This window comes from Bacillus sp. FSL K6-3200, assembly GCF_038630485.1.
In the GTDB taxonomy this organism is placed as follows: Bacteria; Bacillota; Bacilli; order Bacillales; family Bacillaceae; genus Bacillus; species Bacillus safensis.
This window is the reverse complement of the sequence record NZ_CP152032.1, coordinates 3,238,309-3,263,405: the sequence shown is the minus strand read 5'-3', so window position 1 is coordinate 3,263,405 and position 25,097 is coordinate 3,238,309. Positions and strand designations below refer to the sequence as shown.

Annotated in this window: 23 protein-coding genes and 1 other RNA gene; 8 read left to right on the top strand and 16 right to left on the bottom strand. The window is 41.3% G+C overall.

The window, feature by feature from the left end:
* Window positions 1-6: 6 nt before the first annotated feature.
* Complete coding sequence (locus MHI60_RS16825; protein WP_144484362.1) at window positions 7-939, bottom strand: YafY family protein; 933 nt, start codon at window positions 937-939, stop codon at window positions 7-9.
* 117 nt (window positions 940-1,056) lie between these two features.
* Between MHI60_RS16825 and MHI60_RS16820 the strand changes: the two genes are divergently transcribed.
* Window positions 1,057-1,581, top strand: coding sequence for a mother cell-specific membrane sporulation protein (locus MHI60_RS16820; RefSeq protein ID WP_144484365.1), 525 nt, complete (start codon window positions 1,057-1,059; stop codon window positions 1,579-1,581).
* Between the two features lie 31 nt (window positions 1,582-1,612).
* Here MHI60_RS16820 and czrA read toward each other — a convergent pair whose 3' ends face one another.
* Entirely contained in the window at window positions 1,613-1,942 is a 330-nt protein-coding gene (gene czrA, locus MHI60_RS16815) for a Zn(II)-responsive metalloregulatory transcriptional repressor CzrA (RefSeq protein WP_024422670.1), read from the bottom strand.
* A 186-nt stretch (window positions 1,943-2,128) separates the two neighbouring features.
* Here czrA and MHI60_RS16810 point away from each other — a divergent pair, with 186 nt between their 5' ends.
* Both MHI60_RS16810 and MHI60_RS16805 read left to right on the top strand, forming a co-directional pair.
* The gene (locus MHI60_RS16810) at window positions 2,129-3,460 is read left to right on the top strand and encodes an APC family permease (protein ID WP_144470839.1); all 1,332 of its coding nucleotides are present in this window, start codon (window positions 2,129-2,131) and stop codon (window positions 3,458-3,460) included.
* A 91-nt stretch (window positions 3,461-3,551) separates the two neighbouring features.
* Window positions 3,552-4,214: a lysozyme family protein gene (locus tag MHI60_RS16805; RefSeq protein ID WP_095408773.1), complete on the top strand. Its 663-nt coding sequence runs from the start codon at window positions 3,552-3,554 to the stop codon at window positions 4,212-4,214.
* A gap of 34 nt (window positions 4,215-4,248) precedes the next feature.
* Here the strand turns inward: MHI60_RS16805 and prpB are convergent, their stop codons facing one another.
* From prpB to MHI60_RS16785, 4 genes are all read right to left on the bottom strand, one after another.
* Window positions 4,249-5,166, bottom strand: a complete 918-nt coding sequence (gene prpB, locus MHI60_RS16800) for a methylisocitrate lyase (protein WP_144484368.1) — start codon at window positions 5,164-5,166, stop codon at window positions 4,249-4,251.
* A gap of 12 nt (window positions 5,167-5,178) precedes the next feature.
* Window positions 5,179-6,615 (bottom strand): bifunctional 2-methylcitrate dehydratase/aconitate hydratase, encoded by a 1,437-nt coding sequence (locus MHI60_RS16795; protein WP_144484371.1) that lies wholly within the window; start codon window positions 6,613-6,615, stop codon window positions 5,179-5,181.
* Between the two features lie 2 nt (window positions 6,616-6,617).
* Window positions 6,618-7,760, bottom strand: a complete 1,143-nt coding sequence (gene mmgD / locus MHI60_RS16790) for a citrate synthase (RefSeq protein ID WP_073205944.1) — start codon at window positions 7,758-7,760, stop codon at window positions 6,618-6,620.
* A gap of 168 nt (window positions 7,761-7,928) precedes the next feature.
* Window positions 7,929-8,468 (bottom strand): DUF420 domain-containing protein, encoded by a 540-nt coding sequence (locus MHI60_RS16785; protein WP_024422676.1) that lies wholly within the window; start codon window positions 8,466-8,468, stop codon window positions 7,929-7,931.
* Window positions 8,469-8,666: 198 nt separating this feature from the next.
* On the opposite strand from MHI60_RS16785, the gene MHI60_RS16780 reads away from it, so the two are divergent.
* Window positions 8,667-9,179 (top strand): GNAT family N-acetyltransferase, encoded by a 513-nt coding sequence (locus tag MHI60_RS16780; RefSeq protein WP_223250994.1) that lies wholly within the window; start codon window positions 8,667-8,669, stop codon window positions 9,177-9,179.
* 153 nt (window positions 9,180-9,332) lie between these two features.
* On the opposite strand, the gene MHI60_RS16775 is transcribed toward MHI60_RS16780, so the two are convergent.
* The 8 genes from MHI60_RS16775 to MHI60_RS16740 all read right to left on the bottom strand — a co-directional run bounded on the left by MHI60_RS16775 (window position 9,333) and on the right by MHI60_RS16740 (window position 15,074).
* Complete coding sequence (locus MHI60_RS16775) at window positions 9,333-10,154, bottom strand: 3D domain-containing protein (protein ID WP_111292953.1); 822 nt, start codon at window positions 10,152-10,154, stop codon at window positions 9,333-9,335.
* A 234-nt stretch (window positions 10,155-10,388) separates the two neighbouring features.
* A complete protein-coding gene (gene recQ / locus MHI60_RS16770) occupies window positions 10,389-12,191 on the bottom strand; it encodes a DNA helicase RecQ (protein WP_144484374.1) in 1,803 nt (600 codons plus the stop codon).
* Window positions 12,192-12,324: 133 nt separating this feature from the next.
* A non-coding RNA gene (ssrS, locus tag MHI60_RS16765) (6S RNA) lies at window positions 12,325-12,510 on the bottom strand.
* Between the two features lie 132 nt (window positions 12,511-12,642).
* Complete coding sequence (locus tag MHI60_RS16760; protein ID WP_144484377.1) at window positions 12,643-13,143, bottom strand: TraR/DksA family transcriptional regulator; 501 nt, start codon at window positions 13,141-13,143, stop codon at window positions 12,643-12,645.
* 91 nt (window positions 13,144-13,234) lie between these two features.
* Entirely contained in the window at window positions 13,235-13,882 is a 648-nt protein-coding gene (locus tag MHI60_RS16755) for an SDR family oxidoreductase (RefSeq protein ID WP_111292994.1), read from the bottom strand.
* 175 nt (window positions 13,883-14,057) lie between these two features.
* Entirely contained in the window at window positions 14,058-14,396 is a 339-nt protein-coding gene (locus MHI60_RS16750; RefSeq protein ID WP_095408782.1) for a PH domain-containing protein, read from the bottom strand.
* Between the two features lie 278 nt (window positions 14,397-14,674).
* A complete protein-coding gene (locus MHI60_RS16745; protein WP_075611524.1) occupies window positions 14,675-14,812 on the bottom strand; it encodes a DUF4025 domain-containing protein in 138 nt (45 codons plus the stop codon).
* Window positions 14,813-14,861: 49 nt separating this feature from the next.
* Window positions 14,862-15,074: a DUF6501 family protein gene (locus tag MHI60_RS16740; RefSeq protein WP_024422683.1), complete on the bottom strand. Its 213-nt coding sequence runs from the start codon at window positions 15,072-15,074 to the stop codon at window positions 14,862-14,864.
* 211 nt (window positions 15,075-15,285) lie between these two features.
* On the opposite strand from MHI60_RS16740, the gene MHI60_RS16735 reads away from it, so the two are divergent.
* The 4 genes from MHI60_RS16735 (at window position 15,286) to MHI60_RS16720 (ending at window position 20,859) form a co-directional block, all read left to right on the top strand.
* Complete coding sequence (locus MHI60_RS16735) at window positions 15,286-16,770, top strand: aldehyde dehydrogenase family protein (RefSeq protein WP_095408783.1); 1,485 nt, start codon at window positions 15,286-15,288, stop codon at window positions 16,768-16,770.
* A 300-nt stretch (window positions 16,771-17,070) separates the two neighbouring features.
* Window positions 17,071-18,945, top strand: coding sequence for a prenyltransferase/squalene oxidase repeat-containing protein (locus MHI60_RS16730; RefSeq protein WP_144484380.1), 1,875 nt, complete (start codon window positions 17,071-17,073; stop codon window positions 18,943-18,945).
* A complete protein-coding gene (locus MHI60_RS16725; RefSeq protein WP_095408785.1) occupies window positions 18,938-19,759 on the top strand; it encodes a superoxide dismutase in 822 nt (273 codons plus the stop codon). The genes MHI60_RS16730 and MHI60_RS16725 overlap by 8 nt, the downstream gene beginning before the upstream one ends.
* 149 nt (window positions 19,760-19,908) lie before the next feature.
* Complete coding sequence (locus tag MHI60_RS16720; RefSeq protein ID WP_144484383.1) at window positions 19,909-20,859, top strand: bile acid:sodium symporter family protein; 951 nt, start codon at window positions 19,909-19,911, stop codon at window positions 20,857-20,859.
* A 35-nt stretch (window positions 20,860-20,894) separates the two neighbouring features.
* On the opposite strand, the gene odhB is transcribed toward MHI60_RS16720, so the two are convergent.
* Both odhB and sucA read right to left on the bottom strand, forming a co-directional pair.
* A complete protein-coding gene (gene odhB, locus MHI60_RS16715) occupies window positions 20,895-22,151 on the bottom strand; it encodes a 2-oxoglutarate dehydrogenase complex dihydrolipoyllysine-residue succinyltransferase (RefSeq protein WP_144484386.1) in 1,257 nt (418 codons plus the stop codon).
* Between the two features lie 14 nt (window positions 22,152-22,165).
* Window positions 22,166-25,000 carry a 2-oxoglutarate dehydrogenase E1 component gene (gene sucA / locus MHI60_RS16710; RefSeq protein ID WP_144470861.1) on the bottom strand — a complete coding sequence of 945 codons (2,835 nt, stop codon included), beginning with the start codon at window positions 24,998-25,000 and terminating at the stop codon, window positions 22,166-22,168.
* Window positions 25,001-25,097 lie beyond the last annotated feature (97 nt).

Below are 25,097 nucleotides of genomic sequence, written 5' to 3'. Positions count from 1 at the left end.
TGTGTGTCAAGTTCCTAATCGCTTCATAAATTGTTTTAATTGGAGATTAAATGCTTCCTTGATATGCTGCGGTGAAAGAATGTCAACATCCGGTCCTAAATGAAATAGGAAACTATGCAGCCAATCGTCTTGCGGCACGGTCATTGCTGCAAGATACGTTCCATCTGAACAGACAATCAATTCGTTCTCATCCACCCATTCCTTCACTTTACCAACTGATGCTTCCGTTAACCTAAGCGTGAGTGTTGTGACTGATGGTTCTTCATGCCAAGAATCATTCCAGGGCTTCTCTTCATTTTTAATTTTTTTCGGCCTGAAATATCCCGAAATGGTGATGAGGTCTGTCATTCTTGTCAGCTTGAACAGACGAAAAGCTTTTTTCACACAACAAAACGCATATAAATACCAATGCCTTCCTTTTAAGACAAGCGTATAAGGCTCCACTTTACGTGGAAGTGTTTCACCTTTTGCGTTGCGATAAGTAAACTGAATGAATTGATGCGCGGAGGCAGCTGTATGGATCAGCTGAAGCTTCTTTTCTGCCTGGCTGTCTTTCCCCCATGAGCTTAAATCAATAAAGACATGGTGCTGTTTCTCGCTTTCATCGCTTTGTGGCGGAATGAGAGATTTGATTTTTTTCAGTACATGTTCACTTTCTTTAAAGGAGTATGCACTTGTCATGCTTTCTAGGGCTGCTAAAATAAGCTCAATGTCATCATCGGTAAATAATTTTTTCTCTAAACGATAGTCGTCAACAAGTGAAATGCCCCCGCCTGCTCCTTGTGTTGTCACAACAGGAATCCCGGCTTGATTGATGGTCTCAATATCGCGATAAATCGTCCTCACACTCACTTCGTGAAGTTCAGCGAGGTCCTTCGCTTGCACTTGCTTCTTGCTAATGAGCAGCATCACAATAGACAAAATACGATCGATTTTCATGCCTTTTCCTCTTTTTCATAAATGTAGGTTTTGATTTGATAAAAAAAGAAAGAATGGTAAAGATAAGGAACAGCCAGCATCGTTTACATCCCTGCACATGCAGGAGGAGGTTGCATCATGACACATCACGTGTGGCAGTTATTCATAATTGGGAGCATTATGCTGATCTGCATCATCTTTCGAATGAATCGAATGAGACGCTATCAGCGTGTACGCCCGATCAGTCTTTTGATGAGAATGTATGTATTTGGACTCACTGCCCTTATTCTTCTATCAGAAGGCTGGCAAAACCACAGTATTTTCATCTATGCCGCTATTGGTATGCTCTTTGGAAGCAGTCTGGCCGTTCATGCCTATGAGACGATCCGTATGAAAGAAGAAAATGGCCGTCTTTATGTGAAAACGAGTAAATGGATTGAAAGCTTCATTTTATGCTTATTTTTATCTAGACTTAGTTTTAAGCTGAGTGAGCTGACGAACCATTCGCTCACAAAAATTGGTGTCGTTGAACTGTATCAGCATATTGTGAGTGATGATGCCCTGACCATGCTCAGCTTTTTTCTGTTAGCTGCTTACTATGTTGTGTTTTCTTATCAAATGATGAAAGCAGGTAAACGATCAGCACATATGCATCATGCGTAAAAACCTTCCTATATGAGTAGGAAGGTTTTTATTAGTCATGCTGCGCATGATGAATCATTTGTTCAAGTACTTCCATCACATGCTGATCTTCAGGGCTGTAAAAAATCGATGTCCCTGCTCGTCTAGATTTCACGAGACGAAGGTTTTTTAAAAAACGCAGCTGATGAGAAACTGTTGATTGCATGAGATTCAGCGTTTCCGCGATATCATTTACCGAGTATTCACCTTGAGACAACAGGTGCAGAATACGAATACGTGTCGGATCAGATAAGGCTTTAAAAGTTTGGGAGACAAGAAATAAACTTTCTTCATCCAGCTCCATCCGTTCCTGTTCTTGATTTGTATTCAGTTCTTCCTTCATTTCGCTTCACCTTTCTTGTTAGTCAAATCACGACTTATTCTATGTATCATCATATACTAAAACGTGCGGCGTGCAAAGCGGGCACACTTTAGAAAAAAGATTTATTCAAATAGCATTGACACTTGGTAGCATTCTTTTTAAAATGAGCATTATTTATTCATTTTTTTAGAGGAGCTGATAGGCAAATTGACTGAAGAGCCAAGACTAAAACGCAGCCTGACTGTCTTTCCACTTGTTGTGATCGGGCTTGCTTATATGGATCCACTTGTCGTATTTGATTCATACGGCATTGTTGCTCAGCTGACGAAAGGACACGTAGCTGCAGCTTATATATTTACGCTACTTGCATTACTATTGACAGCGCTTAGCTATGGGAATATGGTGAAGGCTTTTCCAAAAGCAGGATCTGCTTATACATATGCGCAAAAAAGTATTCATCCTCATGTCGGCTTCCTTGTGGGCTGGACACTTTTACTGGATTATTTATTTCTGCCTATGGTGAATTTTGCGATCGGAAGTGCTTATTTAACCGCAGCCTTTCCTGATGTACCTCATTACATTTGGATCATCATACTTGCTATCGCCATAACGACTGTCAATGTAATCGGTATTCGGCTTACAGCCAACATTACGGCGCTATTTGTGACGTTTCAGGTCATTGTCGCCGTCACCTTTGTTGGGTTTGTTATTTATGGACTCACGCAAAACGCTGGCAGTGGAGAATTATTGTCAGCCCGGCCTTTTTATTCAGCGAGCTTAGATCCAGCGCTTATTTTTTCAGGAGCGACCATTTTATGTTTCTCCTTTCTAGGATTTGATGCGATTTCGACGATGTCTGAGGAAACCATTAAACCCAAAAAGACGATTCCGCTTGCCATTTTCTTAACAGTTGCGATTGGAGGCGTACTGTTTACTTTGACGTCTTATTTTTTGCAGCAGGTGTTTCCAAATTTTCAGCAGTTCAAACATCCTGATGCAGCCTCACTTGAAATTGCAGAATTTGTGGGCGGCGCATTTCTCCACTCGTTCTTTTTAGCTGGCACAATGGTCGCTGTCATTTCTTCCTCCTTATCGTCACATGCGAGTGCAGCAAGGCTTTTATATGCAATGGGAAGAGATCAATCGTTACCGAAGCGTTTCTTCGGGTATATTCATCCGAGATTAAAAACCCCTGTTTTTAATATTTTATTAATCGGAGCTTTCTCCTTAACCGCAGTCGTTGGCGAACTTGAAGTCATTTATTCCTTTATCAGCTTCGGCGCGTTAATTGGATTTACCTTTGTGAATTTGTCTGTTTTTGCATACTTTTTCGTCAGACAAAAACAAAGAGGTGTACTGAATACATTGAGATATGCAGTGATCCCTCTATGCGGGACGGCGTTTTGTATTTGGCTGTTAACAAGCATTAGTACAAATGCATTAATCATTGGCATGATTTGGCTGATTATCGGTTTTGTTTATTTTTGCTTCAGGCTGAAAACACGACCTGAATTTACGTTTGGGTATGATAGATTATAAGGTTTTCACTTGGTATCCTGCACAGGATATGGCATAATAAAAAGGCTGTACTTCCCTTTTAAAAGCGGGGCAAAACAGGGGTGAACTGACCTTGAAAAAGAAAAAAACAGGATGTTTTGCCATTTCAGGCTGTTTCACGATTTTTCTCTTTGTTTTCGTATTAGCAGCCATTGCCATCTCCTTTAATCAAAAGGAGTTAAAAAAGCTGCCGATTGATACGGAATCAATTGTTTTGTCGAGATTGGATGATTACAAACCGCTTGTAGAAACAGAGTTAAGAGATCAAGATTTAGATCAGTATACCGCGTTAATCCTCGGTATGATGTATCAAGAATCAAAAGGCAGAGGCGGAGATCCAATGCAGTCCTCTGAATCTCTTGGTTTGAAACGAAATGAAATCAATGACCCTCAGAAAAGCATTAAACAAGGAGTCCATCATTTTTCGACTATGTACAAGCATGGAAAGAAAAAAGGCGTTGATTTGGAAACCATTATTCAAAGCTATAACATGGGAATCGGCTATATTGATTTTGTTGCAAAAAACGGGGGAAAACATTCCGAGAAATTGGCAAAGCAATACTCCAAAAAGCAAGTGAAACGAAACCCCAAGGTCTATACGTGCGGTGGCAACAAAGATAACTTCCGCTATCCGTATTGCTTCGGTGATTTCACTTACGCTGAAAAAGTAAAAGAAAAAACGAAAACAGTTGAAGAAAAGATGAAATTGGCTTCATCATCCTCACCATCATCGTAAAAAAAGCACTTCCGTAAAGGAAGTGCTTTTCATTTTATCGCTGTTCTTTCCCAATTTCCGGGAGGATCGTTTTTGCTAAATGCTGGTCCATTTCCTCATATTCATCATAATGAATCGTTTCATAGAGCTCTTTTCTCGTTTGCATATCCCCAAGTATCCCCTGCTGTGTTCCCTTTTCCTTGATTTCTGTAAATAAACGCTCATACGCTTTTGCAGCGACTCTAAGTGATGACACAGGGTAAATGACCATTTGAAAACCAAACATAGAAAATTCGTCTGCATGATAATAAGGCGTCTTGCCAAACTCCGTCATGTTTGCAAGGAGCGGACCATTAATATGGTTTGACGCATGCGTGAAGTCCTCTGCTGTGATGAGTGCCTCAGGAAAAATAGCATCAGCTCCTGCTTCCACGTAAAGATTGGCGCGGCGCGTGACATCCTCCATCCCATTTACGGACTTTGCATCAGTTCTCGCAATGACCAAAAGCGTTGGTGCCGCTTGTTTAATGGCTTTAATTTTTGCGACCATTTCTTCTACTGGGACAAGTGATTTTCCGTTTAAATGCCCGCATTTTTTCGGCATTTGCTGATCTTCAATTTGAACAGCTGCCACCTTGCTCTCAACCATTTCTTTTGCCGCTCTTGCTGCATTTAAAACCCCGCCATAACCTGTGTCCATATCCACCAAAAGCGGCAGCTGGGAAGCTCGAATAATCTCCTTCGCTTTTTCAGCCATTTCTGTTGAATGGATCATGCCGAGGTCTGGCAGTCCTTTGCTGGCACAAAAAGCGGCACCTGATAAATAGAGCCCTTGAAAGCCCATTTTTTTCGCATAGAGCGCAGACATTCCATCGTGAACGCCTGGAATTTGAAATAAAGCTGATTTGTTCATTTGTTCTTTAAAGGCTGCGGCTAAATCAGCCTGACTTCTTTCTTCATTCACGATCCACACGCTAGCTCCCCCTTATATGACGAATAAGTCCATAAATGCTGGCACTGTTGTTGTTTTTAATTGATTTGGATTTTGGCAGAGTGACACAATTTGATCCACTTGCTTTTCTGGAAATCTTGTCTTTAAATGATAGACCCATTTCTTTTCAAGCAGCGGAATGCCTTCCTCTCTTCTTCTGCGGTGACCGAGCGGGTATTCAATTTCAATTCGGTCTGTCATCGTCCCGTCTTTAAAGAAAATTTGTACACAGTTGGCAATCGATCTCTTTTTCGGATCTAAATAATCCTCTGTGTAACGTTTATCCTCTTTCACAATCATTCGATCACGAAGACGATCAATGGCTGGATTTTGCGCCGTTTCTTCTTCATAATGGTCAGCTGTTAGTTCACCATAGATCAGTCCAATGGCTGTAATATACTGCAAGCAATGATCACGGTCTGCCGGATTATAAAGCGGCCCTTTCTTATCAATAATCCGAATCGCTGACTCATGTGTCGTAATCTCTACCCGGTCAATGTCATCTAAACGATCTTTTACAGCGTCATGCAGCATCACAGCCGCCTCTGCAGCTGTCTGCGCATGAAACTCAGCAGGGTAAGCAATTTTGAAAAGAACATTTTCTATGACGTATGATCCAAGGGGCTGAGCGAGCGTAAGCGATTTTCCTTTCATGAGAACATCTTCAAATCCCCACTTCTCTGCACTAAGCGGCGTTTGATAGCCCATTTCTCCTTTACGAGTCATCATTGCCAGTCTCACTCCGCGGCTTGTTGCATCCCCTGCTGCCCATGATTTCCTCGACCCTGTGTTTGGGGCGTGGCGATATGTCCTAAGCGGGGAATTATCAACAAACGCTTGGGATAAAACATGCTGGACCTCTTCCTTTGTTCCGCCAAGCATTGCACATACAACTGCACTTGTTGCCACTTTGACAAATAACACATGATCCAATCCATTTCGATTCAGACAATTTTCTAAAGCGAGCACACCTTGAATTTCATGTGCCTTGACGATTGCATGCAGTACGTCATTCATCGTTAGCGGCTCTTCTCCGTTTGCAAGGCGTGTTCTGCTGATATAATCACTTACAGCTAATATTCCGCCTAAGTTATCTGACGGATGCCCCCACTCCTGTGCAAGCCACGTGTCATTATAATCTAACCAGCGGATCATACAGCCAATATCAAAAGCCGCTTGAACAGGATCTAGCACAAACGAAGTACCGGGAACTCTTGCTCCGTTTGGCACGACTGTTCCAGGTACGATGGGTCCAAGGTGCTTCGTACATTCTGGAAAATTGAGCGCCAGCATTCCGCACCCAAGTGTGTCTATGAGCACATACCGCGCCGTTTCAATGGCTTCTTTACTCGTAATTTCTCCGTCTACTGCATAGGCTGCGATTTCTTCTAATAGCTGATCTGTTTGATTGGCGACTGCTGTTTTGTTCATGTTCATTCCCCCGTTTTTCCATCATCATTTGAAACCTTTAATCCTCTTGGCCCTAAATACCGGACTCTCGGTCTAAAAATGCGATTATGCAAATGCTGTTCAATAACATGTGCGGCTAATCCGCTAGCTCTTGCAGCAAAGAAAATGGGTGTATAAAGTGAAATAGGAATTCCGAGCACGTAATAAATCGGTGCGGCGTAATAATCAAGATTCGGATAGAGGTTTTTCTGCTCTTTCATGTATGCCTCTCCTGCTACACACATGTCATATAGTGTTGTATCGCCTTTTGATTCCGTAAGCGTTTTCAATGAACGTTTTAAAAGAGCCGCTCGCGGGTCCATTTTTCTCATGTATACCCTATGTCCAAAGCCCATCATTTTTTCTTTTGCGGCTAATTTTCGTTCAATGAGCGCAAGAAATCCTTCTGTTGTTTTTCCTTCTAGAAGCATGTGCATGACAGCTTCATTCGCTCCTCCGTGCAGGTCACCTTTTAATGAAGAGATCGCTCCAGTAAAAGCACCATACATGTCAGAATGCGTGGATGCAATGACTCTAGCCGCAAACGTTGAGTTCGGCAGCTCATGTTCACTATATAATGTAAGTGTTTGGTCAAAAGCGGTGATTTCGTCTTGTGTCGGGGTGCGTCCAGTTAGCATGGATAAAAAGTTTTCAGTGTAGGATTTGGTCTGATCTGGAGAAATAGCGGCGTCTTTTGTGAGAATATAATAGCTCCCAGCAACAATGGCCGGCAGCTGGCCTAGTAATCGAACTGCACGCCTCTTTTGGCACGCTTCAGATCGATCATGTAATGCGTCATCATACCCTGCAAGAGCAGATAAGCACGTTCTCATCGCATCCATAGGGTGAGTGGATTTTGGCAGCTTGGTTAAAATGGTTTGAATGGTTGGATGTAAGCTGGTTTGTGAGGATATATCTTGCTGAAATTGATGATATTCCATCTTATCTGGTAATCTTCCATAAATAAGCAGATAGGCTGTTTCTAAATATGTCTTGTTTTGTGCTAGTTCAATGAGGTCGTACCCGCGAATCACAATTTCCTCTTGCTCCACATCTAAGTATGATATGGACGTTTCGCTTGCCACAATGTCTTCAAGCCCCGGTTTATACTGCAATTGTTCAGTCATCATATAACCCCCGTTTCGTCCAATTGTTGATCTCCAAACGAGCAAACGGCCAGAAATGATGCGAATCTATAGATGGGAAGATACCGTGCAAGTCGGATACCCAATTCCCATTTTATCCAAAGCACTTCATCTTGTAAATAAAAGAACGTATGTCCAGTTGGACATACGTTAGCTGTAATATGGAGAAATCATGATATATACAATGACACCAGTGAGACTAACATAGAGCCAAAGCGGCATCGTCCAGCGGGCAATTTTACGGTGACGCTCGACCTGCATCTGTGCGCCTCTAAATAGTGTAATCAGTGCAAGCGGTACAATAATAGCTGAGAGCACAATATGTGTAATCAAAATAAAGAAGTAAATTGGACGGATGATCCCTTCTCCTCCGAAGTGTGTATCAGCTGCCATTGAATGATACGTCACATACGAAATTAAAAAGACAAGTGTTGTTGAAAATGCAGCAAAGATAAATCGTCTATGCGCTTTAATGTTCTTTTGTTTAATCATAATGAGTGCTGAAAGTAAGAAGATAAACGTAAAGCTGTTCATCACGGCATTCAGTAACGGCAGAAATGTAATATCCAGATGACTAAATTTATCTGTTTTTGGCATTAAAAATAATAAAGCGATTAATCCGTTTATGGCAATTGTTAAAATGACAACAATGCCGGTGAAATTTTTCGGTTTTTGATTCTGTTCGTTCATGTTTGAAAACCTCTCTTTATTAGTTCCGACTAAGAGTATGTTATTTAACTTTCTCTATAAAGTCAATGAATTCGCTGTCTTCGTCGAATTTTAGACAAACTTGCCGAAGATCGGCATTCTAACGGCTTGAAAGATCCATCCACTTCCTTTAAAATTGGAATTTATGTGATTTTTATCATTTCTTATATGAAAGGAGTAATGGACTTGTCAATCTTACAGGAAACACCCAAAGATGTGAAGACGTTAGAGCAAGAATTACAGCAATTGCAGTTCCAAATGTATCGAATGCAAGAAAATATGAAAGATATTTCGAAAAAGGCAAAGATCATTGGCATTGATCAGGCGAAAGAAGATGAATGGATGATTGTCTCTGCCATTGAAAATGCTGATACATGTAAAATCATGCTGACCGATTGTGAAAAAGCTTTTCGCGGACAATCTGATTTTTCCTTAATTGCTGAATATCCTGAAGAAGGAAAGATTCATATTGCTGATATTAAAGGCCCTCCCGATAATGGATACGGCTCAATCTGTATGAAGCATTTAAAAGAAATCGCAAGAGAGCAGAACATTCCAGTTATTACAGGTGATCTCGTCAAAAGAGATTGGAATCACGTGGACCGCTTGATTCACTTTTATGAAAAGCACCAATTTGATGTCCAAATTAATTGGAAAGAACAAAGCGGAGAAATTTATTGGGTGGACAGCTAACGACAAAAAACCAGCGTGTATGACGGAATATACGCTGGTTTTTGTCGAAAATGCAAATTTTTCTGAAAAATATGTGTTTTTTTGACCAAAAAAAGGGTACAATAAAAGCATCAGGCCGCCACCTGATGCTTTCTTCCAAAAAACAATAAGTTACTAGTTAAGTACTTTCACTTTGACTGATTTTACGCCCCAATTTTTTGCTTGGGATTTGCTTGGTACATGTACATCAATTTTGTTACCTTTAATTGCGCCGCCAGTATCTGCTGCGATGGCTTCACCGTAGCCTTCAACATAAACCTTACTTCCTAATGGAATGACACTTGGATCTACTGCAATTACTTTTGCATTTGGGTTTTTGTTTAAGTTTACCCCTGTTGCAGTGATACCTGAGATGCCACCATCATTTGCTGTATAAGCCGTAGCCGTTACAGTCATTTCTTTTTGTACACTTTGACTAGCAGAAGATGATTCTGCTTTAGCTGTTTCCTTTTTAGGAGCAACTTTTTTCGTTGTTTCCTGCTTAGGAGCAGCTTTTTGTGTTGTTTGCTCTTTTTGGACAGGCTCCTGTTTTTGTACAGGCTCTGAGCTTACCGGAGCTGAGCTTTGACCAGCAACACTTAGTGTTGAACCAATCATAATTATATCTGAGTTTAAGTTATTCCAAGACTTAATATCGCTAATTGACACATTGAATTTTTGAGCGATTTTCCAGAGGCTGTCCCCCTTCTGGACTTTATACTGCTCCTGAGTTTTCTCTTTTGAAGAGATTGTCAATTTATCACCTACATAAATCATGTCAGTAGATAAATTGTTCCAACCCTTTAGGTCCTTTAGAGACACATCATTTTTTTGAGAGATTCCCCAAAGTGTATCACCTTTCTTCACAGTGATTTCCTTTGCAGAAGCTTGCTGTGCTCCAAATGCTGTTGTTGAGATTGCTGCAACAGCAACCAAGGACATAATAGTCTTCTTCATAAAGTAAATCCTCCCTTGTTAGCTTTTTATGGCGGCTAACGAGTGCTATCGTAACATATGTAAATGTCAATTCAATAACAAAACGATATGTTTTAGATTACAGTTCCTTTACATGAAACATCTCTCTCCATTGGTAAATCAGACCACAAAACAGCTCAATTACCCGCCATATCAAGGTTTTGAAAGGATCAGAAATGTCCTGATGAAAACGTGTCCAAACGCAGCGAAAAAAATTTATTTTTCTTCTTCAATCTCTTTATTTTTCTCTTTTTCTATAAATAAACGGATTTCTTCTAAAAAAACATCCCCGTATTTCTCTCTTTTTTGAGCGCCTATTCCCTTAATATGGAGAAGTTCTTCTTCTGTTTTAGGCTGAACGGCTGACATTTCCTTCAAGGTTTGATCAGAAAATACAACAAATGGCGGAACGCCCTGCTCTCTCGCCAGCTTCATTCTCACCGCTCTCAGCTGTTCAAATAATGCATCGTTTTCTTGAAGCGCCTCTCTTTTAACTGCCTGCTTTTTATACACAGCCTCTTGTCCGACTAACACTTTCTTTCCTTTATGTGTCACTTTTAATGTTGGATAAGCTCCTTCAGACATGTGCAAATACTCTTCTGTAATTAAAAATTCGATGAAATCACTGATTTGCTGGGCTGATTGCTGCTTCATTAAAGCATATGTAGGAAGACGGTCGAAACCGAGGTCAAGCACTTTTTTATTTTTAGAGCCTGCCAGTACTTGCGCAATCATCATTTTTCCAAATCGCTCATTCATTCTAACCGTACACGATAAAACCATTTGTGCTTCTCGAGTGACCTCTTCACGCTCTCTCTCATCAAGGCAATTGCTGCATTTTTGGCAAGGGGTACTTGCTGTTTGATCAAAGTAGTCCATCACAAATTGCTGCAGGCATTGCTCAGTGTGACAGTAATCGACCATTTGTCTAAGTTTAAGCAGTTCATGCTGATAACGCACTTCATCCTCTGTTGACTGTTCAATGAGGAAGCGCTGCATTCGTACGCCCTGCGGCGAAAACAGTAAAATGCATTCACTTTGGAGCCCGTCTCTGCCGGCGCGTCCAGCTTCTTGATAGTAGCTTTCAATATCCCTCGGTATTTGATGATGAATCACAAAACGGACATTTGACTTATTAATTCCCATGCCAAATGCAGAGGTAGCGACCATAACCTGGATGTCATCGTTTAAAAACAGGTTTTGCTGCTCTTCTCTCACATCATCATCTAACCCGCCATGATAAATGCCCGCTTTGATCTTTTGTTTCTTGAGCCGATTGTAAATATTTTCAGCTTCTTTTCTTGTAGCAGTATAAATAATGCCGGACTCAAGCTTATTTTTCTTCATATAATGTGTGATAAAGCGGTCACTATTTTCTCCTTTGACCACCTGAAAAGATAAATTCTCTCTAGCAAACCCAGTAAAAATGGTTTCTTCTTCGTTCATGCCAAGTTGTTCACATATATCCCGGTGGACCTTTTTCGTGGCTGTAGCCGTTAATGCGACAATCACTGGCCTTTTTGTCAGCTGATTTAAGCATTCTTGAATAAAGCGATAGCTTGGCCTAAAATCATGCCCCCACTCAGATATACAGTGTGCTTCATCAATTGCAATTAAAGGGATCGTTAACCGATCAAGCAGCTGAAAAAAGCGTTCATTTTGTAAACGTTCAGGTGTAATATAAAGCAGCTGATATTCCCCATTTTCACATTTTTTCAGCCTTTTATTCATTTCAGCTGCGGAAAGTGTGCTGTTTAAGAAGGACGATCGTATGCCCATCTCATTTAGCGCATCGACTTGATCTTTCATTAGAGAAATTAGCGGGGATACTACGATTGTTGTTCCTTCCATCATCAAGGCAGGAATCTGGTAGCAAACCGATTTCCCTCCGCCTGTCGGCATAATGCAGACGGTATCCTTCTGTTTGTTTACAATCGATTCAATGGCTTGCTTCTGTCCCTCTCTAAAGGCGTCAAAGCCAAAGTATTGTTTCAGGAGTGCTTCTGCTTGTTCTAACATCCAATTCCCTCTCCGTCTTTTGTTTTGTCTATTTTAACATACATTCATGCCTCTTCCGGCTGTCTATTCAATTTCGTTTTTTCACAAAATAAAAAGCCATTTTCCAAAATGGAAAATGGCTTGAATGATCATAGGAAAAGCTGCGGATGCCGTAATCTAAGTAAGAAAGTTTTAAACCACCACTCCTCAAAGTGGGTGTTTGCAGAAACGTTCCTGTCTTCCTCGCTAAGGAGGCATGACATTCCGGCTTCAATATAAAACTCCCTATTACAGCTTAAAGGTTAAAACTTAATTAACATTACGCACATCGCAGCCTTTAAACTATATTACACGAAAGTTTATTAAATTTCAAGAGATCTTTTTTCTACGAAAGACTCATGTATACAAGTTATTTGTTTATGTGTACATAAGAAAAAATTATTCTGAAAAAATGTAACCTTCACTTATGATCCTATTTTTCCTCATCTACATCCACATCTTGCTCTTCCTCTAATCTTTCATACGTATCTGAATGCATCTGATCCATTGTTTCTCTATTCGTTAAATCGCGCATTTGATCGGAGAATGAACGGTCAAACTCGTTTGGATCTTGAGTGTTTTCTTCATTTTTCTCTGCATCGATTGAATAACGTGTATATGGAACTGCTTTTAAACGCTCGTATGGGATCTCTTTCCCTGTTTTCTCACATATCCCATATGTTCCGTCTTCCATTCGTTTCAATGCTGCATCGATTTCACCTTCAAGCTGATCATCAACTTGATCCAGCGTTTGTTCTGTCATGCGGTCTAAATAGATGCTCCCATGATCAGCGATATGATTCCCAACACCATTTGAAATCTCACTCGATTCAACGAGCATCGATTCTTCTTTCTTTTTTGATCCCTTCACATCTTCTTTTAACTGAATCAATCTTTCGTATAAATCAGCTTGTTGTTCTTTCGTTAAGCCCACGGTCAATCACTCCTTTCTCATTACCTTCCCGCTGAATGGGAAAAGAAAACATCAAAAAAGCCGCCGCCTATTTGGCAGCAGCTTTCTTCTCTTACAGATGGCGAAGTGCTTCTTCTACTGATTTATCGCCTTTCATCAAGTCAAAGGACTTATTTTTCACATTGGATTCTGTTAAGCTTTCCACAAGAACAATGGCTACGTCCTCTCTTGAAATCTCAATGTTTTGATCATCTGGAATATGTTCGGCAGCTTCAATCTTTCCTGTCTTCCCCTCATGCAGCAAGGCACCTGGACGGACAATCGTATAGGAAAGACCAGACTGTTTTAAGTGCTCGTCTGCTTTTCTTTTCGCTTCATAATAAGTTTCCATACTTCCTTGCCCTTTTCCTTGGTTCGGATCATCAGCATTATAAGCACTAAGCATAACAAAATGCTGGATGTTTTCTTTTTTCGCTGTATCAACGAGGCGTTTTGCACCTTCTTGATCCACCGCAATGGTCTTATCTGCGCCTGTTTTTGAGCCTGAACCAGCTGCAAAGATGACAGCGTCTGCTTGTTTCACAGCATCTGTCACATCGTTTTCAAGATCACCGATGACAGGTGCTGCACCAAGTTCTTTTAGCGCATCAGCTTGTTTTTCATCTCGAATGAGAGCAAGCGGCTCATGTCCTTTTTCTTTTAAATAACGAATGACAAGTCTACCTGTATGTCCATTTGCTCCTGCAACCAACACTTTCATTGTTCATTCTCCTTTCTGTATCTGTTTCATCTTTATCCTTTTTTTCTATCATTCAAACACTTAAGCAGAAAAAAGCCCTTCCCATCAGATGGGAAAGGCTTAGCAATGTGCGATCTATAAAAATAAGAACGAAGAATGAGAAAAGTGCATATGATCTATGTAATCGCAAGATTGATCAGCAAAGATGTTTTGTCAAAATGGCTTGCACATCACTCAAATCCGTCTCTTTAGAAAAGTCGAGTTCAAATACTTTTGAGCTTGTGACAATCAGCATACCTGTGTCCTGATCAAACACGCCAGCTTCTTGTATGGCAAAACTTTCAATTGATCGATACGGCAAGGAGACCCTGACTTTCTTCTTAGAAAATACGCGGTTATCGCCAAAGATCAGTCGTTTATTAGTAAAGCAAATTTGGTCGTGACGCAGTCTGTAAACAGCCTCAATTCTTTCCCCTTCAATCAATAAGGATTCGAATTTCTTATCATTTTGTTTACTGACAGAAAAAATACCCACGTAAACCCCCTCTTCCTGCATCAAATTCCTTTATGACAAAACGGCCACACGGCTCTGTGGGTACGTTTTATTCTCACTTATAGAATACGCTATAAATGGTTGTTATTCCATTACGAATAGATTAAATTTCATTTAACTTTTACTTTTTGATCCGATGCTCTTTCCTCTACTTATTTAGACAGTTAAACCAGGAAAAAAGTTTCAGTGGTTTTCGAGAAAAATGATGAATCATTCCAATAAAAAAACAGTGATTATGCCAAATCACTGTTTTTAAATGACTATTCGTCTTTTGGTGTATCAATCGTTCCCTCGGCATACACATCGGAAATCTGTTCAAGCGTAATCGCCATATCAGCGTCCTCGTGTTCATGCCATGCATTTTGATTTTTCTGCTCGTCATTTTGCTGCTTTTTCATCATCATCACCCTTTACTGTTTTTCTTAGTATGAGTGATGACCCTCAAAATCATTCAGCCGAAATATCTTCGAAATACTCCTTGTAATACCCGCCTACTTTACCCGTATTGTCCACGACAAACAGGAATTCCTCTGTTTCATTTTTCACTTCATATGTGCTTCCAACCGTTAATGCCCGGTCAACCATATATTTTTTCGCGTTAGTATGTACACATTTTACTTGTTTTAACGTTTGAGCCGTTTGCCAGTTTTGATGGATCATGATTTAAAAACTCCTTTGTTCATCTATACATTTATTGTAGCCAAATTTTTGCGAAATGCAATGAGTGTTATGGATTGCTTTCAAACATGTCGTGTAATATGATAATTGTATACGTTTACATCTGTGTGCGTATACAAATTCGTTGCATGTCCGCTTTCCCACCTAGAACTCGCAGAAAACAATCCATATCTTTAAGGAGGTTTGTTTATTTATGAGCTCTACAACACTTCAAATTAGTTCAAAACTCGAATCTTTTCTCCAAGGGACGAAAAAACTCTACATTAATGGTCAGTTTGTCACAAGTCACGATAACAAAACCTTTTCTACTCCTAACCCAGCCACAGGTGAAACCCTTATTGATGTATATGAAGCAGGTGCAAAAGATATTGATGAGGCCGTAAAAGCAGCAAAAAAAGCCTTTCATGGTCCTTGGCGCTCAATGTCTGCCGCTGAACGCGCCCGCCTCATGTTCAAGCTTGCTGATTTAATGGAAGAAAATCAAGAAGAGCTTGCACAGCTTGAAACTTTAGATAACGGAAAACCAATTAATGAGACAACAAATGCAGATATCCCCCTCGCTATTGAGCACATGCGCTATTATGCGGGCTGGACGACAAAAATGAATGGACAAACCATTCCTGTCAGTCAAGGATATTTTAATTATACCCGCCATGAGCCGGTTGGCGTTGTAGGACAAATCATCCCATGGAACTTCCCGCTACTTATGGCCATGTGGAAAATGGGCGCCGCACTTGCAACAGGGTGCACCATCGTTTTAAAGCCAGCAGAACAAACTCCGCTCTCTGCTCTTTATTTAGCAGAATTAGTGGACAAGGCCGGCTTCCCAGAAGGCGTGATTAACATCGTTCCTGGATTTGGTGAAACAGCCGGAGATGCCTTAACTGATCATCCTGACGTGAATAAGCTTGCCTTCACAGGGTCAACAAGTGTTGGGAAATTAATTATGGAGAAAGCGGCTAAAACCATTAAGAGAGTCACATTAGAGCTTGGCGGAAAATCGCCGAATATTATTTTGCCAGATGCAGATTTAAAGAAAGCCATTCCAGGTGCTTTAAATGGCGTCATGTTTAACCAAGGCCAAGTATGCTGTGCGGGCTCCAGAGTCTTTGTTCACCGGAGCCAATATGATGAAGTGGTCGATCAAATGGCCAAATATGCAGGATCACTCAGACAAGGCGCTGGTCTTCATCAAGATACGCAAATTGGACCTCTTGTAAGTAAAGAACAGCACGAACGCGTGTTAGGCTATATTGAAAAAGGTAAATCCGAAGGGGCAACAGCCGTTGTCGGTGGCGATTGTCCTTATGAGGCTGGTTATTTTGTCTCCCCTACTATTTTTAAAGATGTAGAAGATGAAATGACCATTGCCAAAGAAGAAATCTTCGGACCTGTCTTATCTGCAATTCCTTACGATTCCATTGATGAAGTGGTTGAACGAGCCAACCAGTCTGAATATGGATTAGCAGCAGGACTTTGGACAGAAAACTTAAAGCATGCCCATGATATCGCTGCACGTCTTGAAGCAGGAACGATTTGGGTCAACTGCTATAATGTTTTTGATGCCGCCTCCCCGTTTGGAGGATATAAGCAATCAGGTCTTGGCAGAGAGATGGGATCATATGCCCTTAACAACTATACAGAAGTCAAAAGTGTATGGATTAATCTCCAAGACTAATGACGTTAAGAAAGTCGGTGACCCTGTCATCGGCTCAGATCGTTGACAAAGTGCTAAAATGATTTTTATTTTAGCACTTTGTCTTCTTTTCAGCGTGATAGAAAACCTTTGCAGTCTAGGAAGGACGAGCACTGGCGCGGAGCGAATTGACATTCGTGAGCACCAGCGCACAGACCTGACACCGAATGCGAGGGTTTGTCTACACGCTGAGCCGGTGACCCTGTCATCGGCTTTTTTTGTGTTTGCATGTGACAGGCAGGCTCCTGAATATAGTATGAAAGGAAAGGAGCATGGCCGCATATGCAAGATTTTAATACAAAAGTAAACGAATTTATCGAAGAATTGCACATGCAAATGCAGCGTAGACAACGAGAAGATGGCGCCTTTGTTTTCTGCTTTGAAGGTCCAATGATGACAAATGCTTTTTTAATTATGCTGTTAAAGGCTGTTGGTGATACGGATCAGACTTTGGTTGATCAATTAGCAGAAGCGATACGCGAAAAGCAAAATGAGGATGGGTCTTTTTCTTTGTATCATGATCAAACGGGACATGTAACAGCGACTGTGCAAGGCTATTGCGGAATGCTCGTTTCAGGCAGGTTTCAACAAGATGAGCCTCATATGGAAAAAGCAGCGCAATTTATTCGATCAAAAGGCGGATTAAAGAATGTTCACTTTATGACAAAGTGGATGCTCGCCGTCAACGGCATGCACCCTTGGCCGTACTTCTATGCACCACTTTCCTTTTTACTCATCCCTACATACTTTCCGCTACACTTCTATCACCTTAGTGCATATGCAAGAATTCACTTTGTGCCAATGGTGATTGCACTCAACAAACGATATACCTCTCAAGAGAAATTCCCAAGCCTAGCACACCTTGATGCAAACATGACTAAAAATCCATTTGACTGGTTTATGGCAAGAGAAGAACGTTCCACTCATCACTTTCTGTCTTACATGCGATCGTATACAGCACTTGACAGCCGACTGGACTTTTTCGGATATGAAGCAGCAAAGCGATATATGTTTGACCGCCTTGAAAAAGATGGCACGCTGTACAGCTATTTAAGTGCAAGTATTTTTATGGTCTATGCACTGATGAGCCTTGGCTACTCACCGGGACACCATCTCATTTTAAAAGCAGTCAAAGGGATGAAAAAGCTAGTCACAAACTGTCAGGGCAGAATGTATGCAGAAAATTCCACATCCACAGTTTGGGATACAGCACTTGTCAGTTATGCTTCTCAAAAAGCTGGCAAAAAACAAGAAGACCCAGTCATCACAAAGTCTTTCTCATACTTACTGAATCGGCAGCAAATGAAGAAAGCAGATTGGGCGATCCATAACCGGCATGCTGCTCCGGGAGGCTTTGGTTTTTCAGATATCAACACGAATAATCCTGATTGTGATGATACACAAATTGTCTTAAAAGCCATTCCTCGAACGTACGCACCAATTCAGTGGCAACGAGGATTTCATTGGCTTCTTTCCATGCAAAACCGTGATGGCGGGTTTTCTGCTTTTGAAAAAAATCAAGATCACTTCCTGCTTCGACATCTGCCGCTTGAATCTGCGGAGGATGCAGCTATCGATCCATCGACTCCCGATATTACAGGCCGCGTGCTTCATCTCATTGGTCTTGAAGAGAAAAACATGTCACCACCTATTCAGAGGCAAAAAGATCAATGTGTTAAGTGGCTCCTAGATCATCAAGAGAAAAATGGATCATGGTTTGGCAGATGGGGTGTTTGCTATATTTATGGAACGTGGGCAGCATTAACAGGGCTAAAAGCTGCCGGCATCCCCTCCACCCATCCTGCTGTTCAAAAAGCGTGCCGATTTTTAAAGCAGATTCAACGAGAAGATGGCAGCTTCGGAGAATCGTGTAAAAGTGCAGAGGTAAAAACGTACATCCCTCTCCCGTTTGGTACAGTGGTTCAGACGGCTTGGGCAGCAGAGGCACTTTTACAATATGAGAAGCCAGATGACAAAACGATTTTAAAAGCCATCTCATTTTTGATCCATCATCAGCACACGAGTGAAGCCTTGCACTATCCAGTAGGCATTGGCCTGCCAAAGCAATTTTACATCACCTATCATAGCTACCCTTTTGTTTTTCCCATGATGGCTTGTTCTACATTTTTAGAAGAAATGAGGCGTAAGAATGAATAAGGAAGAGTATCGAATGCAGCTCAAAGAGTGGCTTAGCTCCATTCAACCCGCGATTCAAGATGACAACATCCGTCAGAAAGTAGACCATTTATGGTTCTCAATGGATGATGAACATTCCAGTGAACAAGAGTGGTACGAACTGGCAGAACGTATTGCTGAGAATATGAAACCACAAGAAGACATGCGAGAGGTAGCAGCTGGAAGTCACAAGTTACCTCCTCTCCCTTACCGGTATGATGCACTAGAACCGTTTATTTCAAAAGAAATTATGTATTTGCATCATCAGAAGCATCATCAATCATATGTAGATGGTTTGAACCAAGCTGAGCTTGCATTAAAAAATGCAAGAAGAACCAATGACTTTAAGATGATCAAGCATTGGGAACGGGAGCTTGCTTTCAATGGTGCGGGGCACTATTTACATTGTATTTTTTGGTTTTCCATGAGTCCTTCAGGAAAACGAAAGCCCACTGGACAAATGCTTCGTCTCATTGAACAATCGTTTGACAGCTATGATGCATTTAAATCTCAATTTTCAGCAGCGGCCAAACAAGTAGAGGGTGTTGGCTGGGCTATTCTCGTATGGGCGCCAAGATCCCAGCGATTAGAGATTTTACAAGCAGAACGCCATCAATTTTTGTCACAATGGGACGTAATCCCCCTCCTAGCCCTTGATGTATGGGAGCACGCCTACTATCTTCAATATCTGAATGAAAAACCGAAATACGTAGATCGTTGGTGGAATGTAGTCAACTGGCATGAGCCAGAAGCAAGGCTTAAGCAAGCACAGCAAGTGAAATGGACCCCTTTTTAAGACGATGCTCCATATAGGCAAATGCTTATATGGGGTATTTTTAGTTTACATAATTTTATTATTAACACCTTTATAAAGAATGGGTTGTTTTTTCAGAAAATTCGTTTAAAATAGGAAAGATATGTGAGGAAAGTGAGATGAAGCAATGAATGAACATTCTTTTAACCATTAGTCAATTTGCAGGAAGAACCTTTGCAATCTGGGTCATTATCTTTGCATGTCTTGGATTTGCTTTTCCTGACGTATTTTCTCAGATTGGACCGTATATCCCTTTTTTACTAGGCGTCATTATGTTTGGGATGGGGCTTACGTTATCTGGTGAAGATTTTAAGGAACTTTTTCGTAAACCTCTCTATGTGCTCATCGGGGTTTTGGCGCAGTACACACTCATGCCGCTGATCGCCTTTCTATTAGCTTACGGATTACGGCTGCCGTCTGAAATTGCAGTAGGCGTTATTCTTGTGGGCTGCTGCCCAGGTGGTACAGCATCCAATGTCATGACTTTCTTGGCAAAAGGCAATATGGCATTATCCGTAGCGGTCACAACTATATCAACCCTTCTTGCTCCCTTTTTGACGCCTCTCTTTATCTATATTTTTGCAAGATCATGGTTACCTGTATCACCGGAGGCATTATTTTTGTCGATTGTCCAAGTTGTGCTAATTCCTATTATCTTAGGTGTTATCGTTAAGGTGTTTTTCAAAAAACAAGTAAACTATGCGGTTCAAGCATTGCCGCTTGTATCTGTTGCTGGAATTGTGTTGATCATTGCAGCAGTTGTCAGTGCAAATAAAGAGCAGATTCTTCAATCTGGATTGCTGATATTTGCCGTTGTTATATTACATAATGGACTTGGTCTCTTATTTGGTTACCTGATCGCAAAGTGGTGCAAAATGGATATCCCTTCTCGAAGAGCGATCTCGATCGAAGTAGGCATGCAAAACTCCGGGCTCGGTGCAGCCCTTGCGACAGCACACTTCTCACCGCTCTCAGCCGTACCAAGTGCGATTTTTAGTGTATGGCATAACTTATCTGGTTCCTGGCTTGCGACGTATTGGTCAAAACGAGGACAACATAACAGCGAAAAGAAAAAAAGCTAGTACCTGTTAAGGTGCTAGCTTTTTATAATTGAAGATTATCCTTCAAGTAATAACTGCTCAGGATCTTCAAGCAGATTTTTAATCGTAACGAGGAATCCAACTGCTTCTTTACCATCGACAATACGGTGGTCATAAGAAAGAGCTAAATACATCATTGGACGGTTCTCAAAACGTTCTTCATCAATTGCCACCGGACGAAGCTGAATTTTATGCATACCTAAAATTCCAACTTGCGGGCTGTTTAAAATCGGAGTTGAAAGCAGAGAACCAAATGTTCCGCCGTTTGTGATCGTGAATGATCCACCTTGTAACTCATTAAGAGACAATTTGTTATCTCTTGCCTTTTTCGCAAGATGACCAATTTCTTTTTCAATCCCCGCAAATGACAATCTGTCTGCATCACGGACAACCGGTACGACAAGTCCTTCGTTTGCAGCAACAGCGATGCCGATGTCATAGAATTTCTTCAAGACAAGCTCATCACCTTGAATTTCTGCATTAAGCAGCGGATATTTCTTCAGTGCTGCTACAACTGCTTTTGTAAAGAAGGACATGAAGCCAAGCTTGACATCATTTTGTTCTAGGAAGGCATCTTTACGACGCTTTCTTAAATCCATCACAGCTGTCATATCGACTTCATTAAATGTCGTCAGCATCGCTGCCGTTTGTTGAACTTCAACTAAACGTTTTGCAATTGTTTGTCTGCGGCGTGACATTCTTTCACGTTCAACTGGCTTTCCTGGTTGTTCAGTTTGCACCGCAGCATTTGCTTTTGGCGCGGCTTTCGGTGCACTTGCAGGTGCTTCATTCTTTTGATAAGAAGCGACATCCTGCTTTCGTACCCTGCCCAGCGGATCTACGGTTGGAATCTCAGATAAGTCTAATCCCTTCTCTCTTGCTAGTTTTCTAGCTGCAGGAGAAGCGATGGTTCTGCCATTACCAGCTTTCGGCTCTTCTTTCACTGCATCTTCTTTTTGAGCAGCTGCCGGTTCTTCTTTCGAAGCTGGTGCAGAAGCTTGTTCAGGTGCTGGAGCTGCGGACTCGCTTCCGCCAGCTTCACCTGCTGCAATCGTTCCGATGACCTCTCCAACTTGTACTGTGTCACCAGAATCTTTCAGCACTTCTTTTAGTACACCAGATTCTTCAGCAGTCAGTTCGACATTGACTTTATCTGTTTCAAGTTCTAGCAGATACTCCCCCTGCTCCACATAATCGCCCGGCTGCTTTAGCCATTGAGCAATCGTTCCTTCCGAGATTGATTCCGCTAATTCAGGTACTTTAATTTCCGCCATTTTTCATTTCCCCCTTAGTTTTTGCGAGTCAAGCTATCAGATACAATTCGTTCTTGTTCTTTTTTATGCACAGTTGGATCACCCTCAGCCGTACTTGAACGTCTTCTTCGGCCGATGTAACGTACTTTTACTTTTTCAGGCGCAATTTCACGTAAATATGGCTCAATGTATCCCCAAGCTCCCATATTTTGTGGTTCTTCTTGCACCCATACGATTTCTTCTAAGTTTGTCAGCTTTGTTAAAATTCCTTTAATATCTTTGGCTGGGAACGGATATAGCTGTTCCACTCTTGCAACGTGAAGCCAATCTTTCGGCTCTTCCATTTGAGTAAAACGATCACTAATATCAATGGATACCTTCCCGCTAGATAGCACGAGACGCGATACTTTTTCGTGATCATGTACAAGACCTGGCTGTTCAAGAACTGGACAGAACTGTCCATCCGTTAATTCTTGGACTTCAGACAATGTGTTCGGGTTACGAAGCAGACTCTTCGGTGTCATAATGACAAGCGGACGAATCTCTTCACGAAGCAGCATTTTCGCCTGTCTTCTAAGAATATGGAAATATTGCGCTGCACTTGTCAGGTTCGCAACTGTCCAGTTATTCTCAGCAGCTGATTGCAGGAAGCGCTCTGTTCTTCCACTTGAATGCTCAGGACCTTGTCCTTCATATCCATGCGGCAGCAGCATGACTAAACCTGATTTTTGTCCCCATTTTGCACGGCCTGCTGAGATAAATTGATCGAAATACACTTGAGCCGCATTTGCGAAGTCTCCGAATTGAGCTTCCCAAATCACTAACGTTTCAGGAGAATAGACATTATAACCATATTCAAACCCGATGACTGAGCCTTCTGACAGTGGACTATTATGAACAGTAAACGATGCATTTGCATCACTCAGTTCATGAAGAGCAATAAATTCATCACCCGTTTGACTGTCGTGAAGAACAAGGTTTCTTTGAGCAAAAGTACCACGCTCTGAATCCTGTCCGGTCATTCGAATTGGCGTACCGTCTTTTAATATAGATGCAAATGCGAGTGCTTCCCCAAGTGACCATTCTACTTTACGGTCATCTGTAAACACTTTTGCACGTTTTTCAAGGATCCGCTTCAGCTTGCCAAATACTTGGAAATCATTCGGCCAGCTGATCAATTCTTCATTCAGCTTTCGCAATACATCAAATTCTACTGATGTATCCACTGCTGGGAAGCCGTTTGATACAGGTTCTGGCAGTTCGATTTCTTGAATCGTATGCTCTTTCTTCGAAGGCACCTTTTTATAGGCTTCTTCTATTTTAGACGTCACAGCCTGCTCGATTTCTTCACGCTGTTCTTTTGTCAAAAGACCTTCTTCGACAAGTTTATCTGCAAAGATATTCTTGACCGTTTTGTGCTTTCTGACCGCATCGTACAGCATTGGCTGAGTTGTAGAAGGTTCATCCATTTCGTTATGACCGTATCTGCGGTAGCCGATCAAGTCAATAAGGAAATCCTTCTTGAAACGTTTGCGGTATTCTACAGCTAGCTGAACAGCCGCTAAACACGCTTCTGGATCATCTGCATTGACGTGAACAATAGGAATCTCAAACCCTTTTGCAAGGTCACTTGCATATTTCGTCGAGCGAGATTCATTGCTTTCCGTCGTAAACCCGATCATATTGTTGGCAATAATATGGATGGTTCCGCCTACTTGGTAGCCTACAAGTTGGCTTAAATTTAATGTTTCTGCCACAATTCCTTCACCAGGGAATGCTGCATCCCCATGAATTAAGATGGCTAACGCTTTTTCAACGTCTTGAACTGGATAGCCTTTTTGAGTGCGTGATTCCTGAGCGGCACGCGTGCTTCCTTCAATGATTGGATCAATGAATTCCAAGTGACTTGGGTTATTAGCAAGCGTGACTCTTGCACTCTTTGTATCTTCGTCTTTGATTTGACGGTCAGCTCCAAGATGGTACTTAACATCCCCTGTCCATCCGTAGCTGATGCCAATAGAACCTTCTGATGGAACGAGCTCTTTATTTGGCGCATGCTGGAATTCTGAGAAAATAATCTCATATGGCTTTCCTAGCACATGTGCTAATACATTTAAACGGCCTCTGTGTGCCATTCCAATGTTAATATTTGAAGTCCCTTGTGTAACAGACTCTGAAATAATTTCATCAAGTACTGGAACAAGTGCGTCTAAACCTTCTATAGAAAAGCGCTTTTGCCCAACAAATGTTTTATGAAGAAACTGCTCGAACTGCTCAACTTCTGTTAATCTCTTGAATACAGAAACTAATTTATCTGCTGGTTTTTTCTTAAATAGTTCACCAGACTCGATTGATTTTGAGAGCCAGTTTCGCTCTTCGAAGTCATGCACGTGATCAAACTCAAATGAAATGGTACGCTTATACGTATTTCTCAAATGGTTAATGGCTTCTATGCCGTTTGAAATGTGTTTTGGTGCATCCGGACTAATAATAGAAATCGGAATATTCTTGACATCTTCTTCTGTTAAACCGTACTCCTTTAAAGGAAACAGCTCTTGTAATTCCTTTTCTTTGCGAAGAGGATTGACGGAAGCATTTAAATGGCCATACGTTCTGATGTCTTCTGCCAGTTTAACGACTGATGCTATCTTTTGGATTTGTTCAGAAGTAACTACGCTATTTTCTTTTTTCCCAATTTCCTCCTTCATTTCACTCGGTGGTGCACCAAGTTCATCAAATATGCCTCTTAGATCTTCATCAACACTAGTAGGATCCTGGACATACTGATCGTAGAGCTCGAGCACATAGCCGAGGTTCGGACCATGAAATTCTTCCCAACTCAACGGTTGTTTCACATCATTTTGAAACATTTTGAACACTACCCCCAACTTTGATCATCAAGTGATTGAACACTATCTCGATATAACTTCCAGAACACAATGACCAAATTTATGTAATAAAACGCTT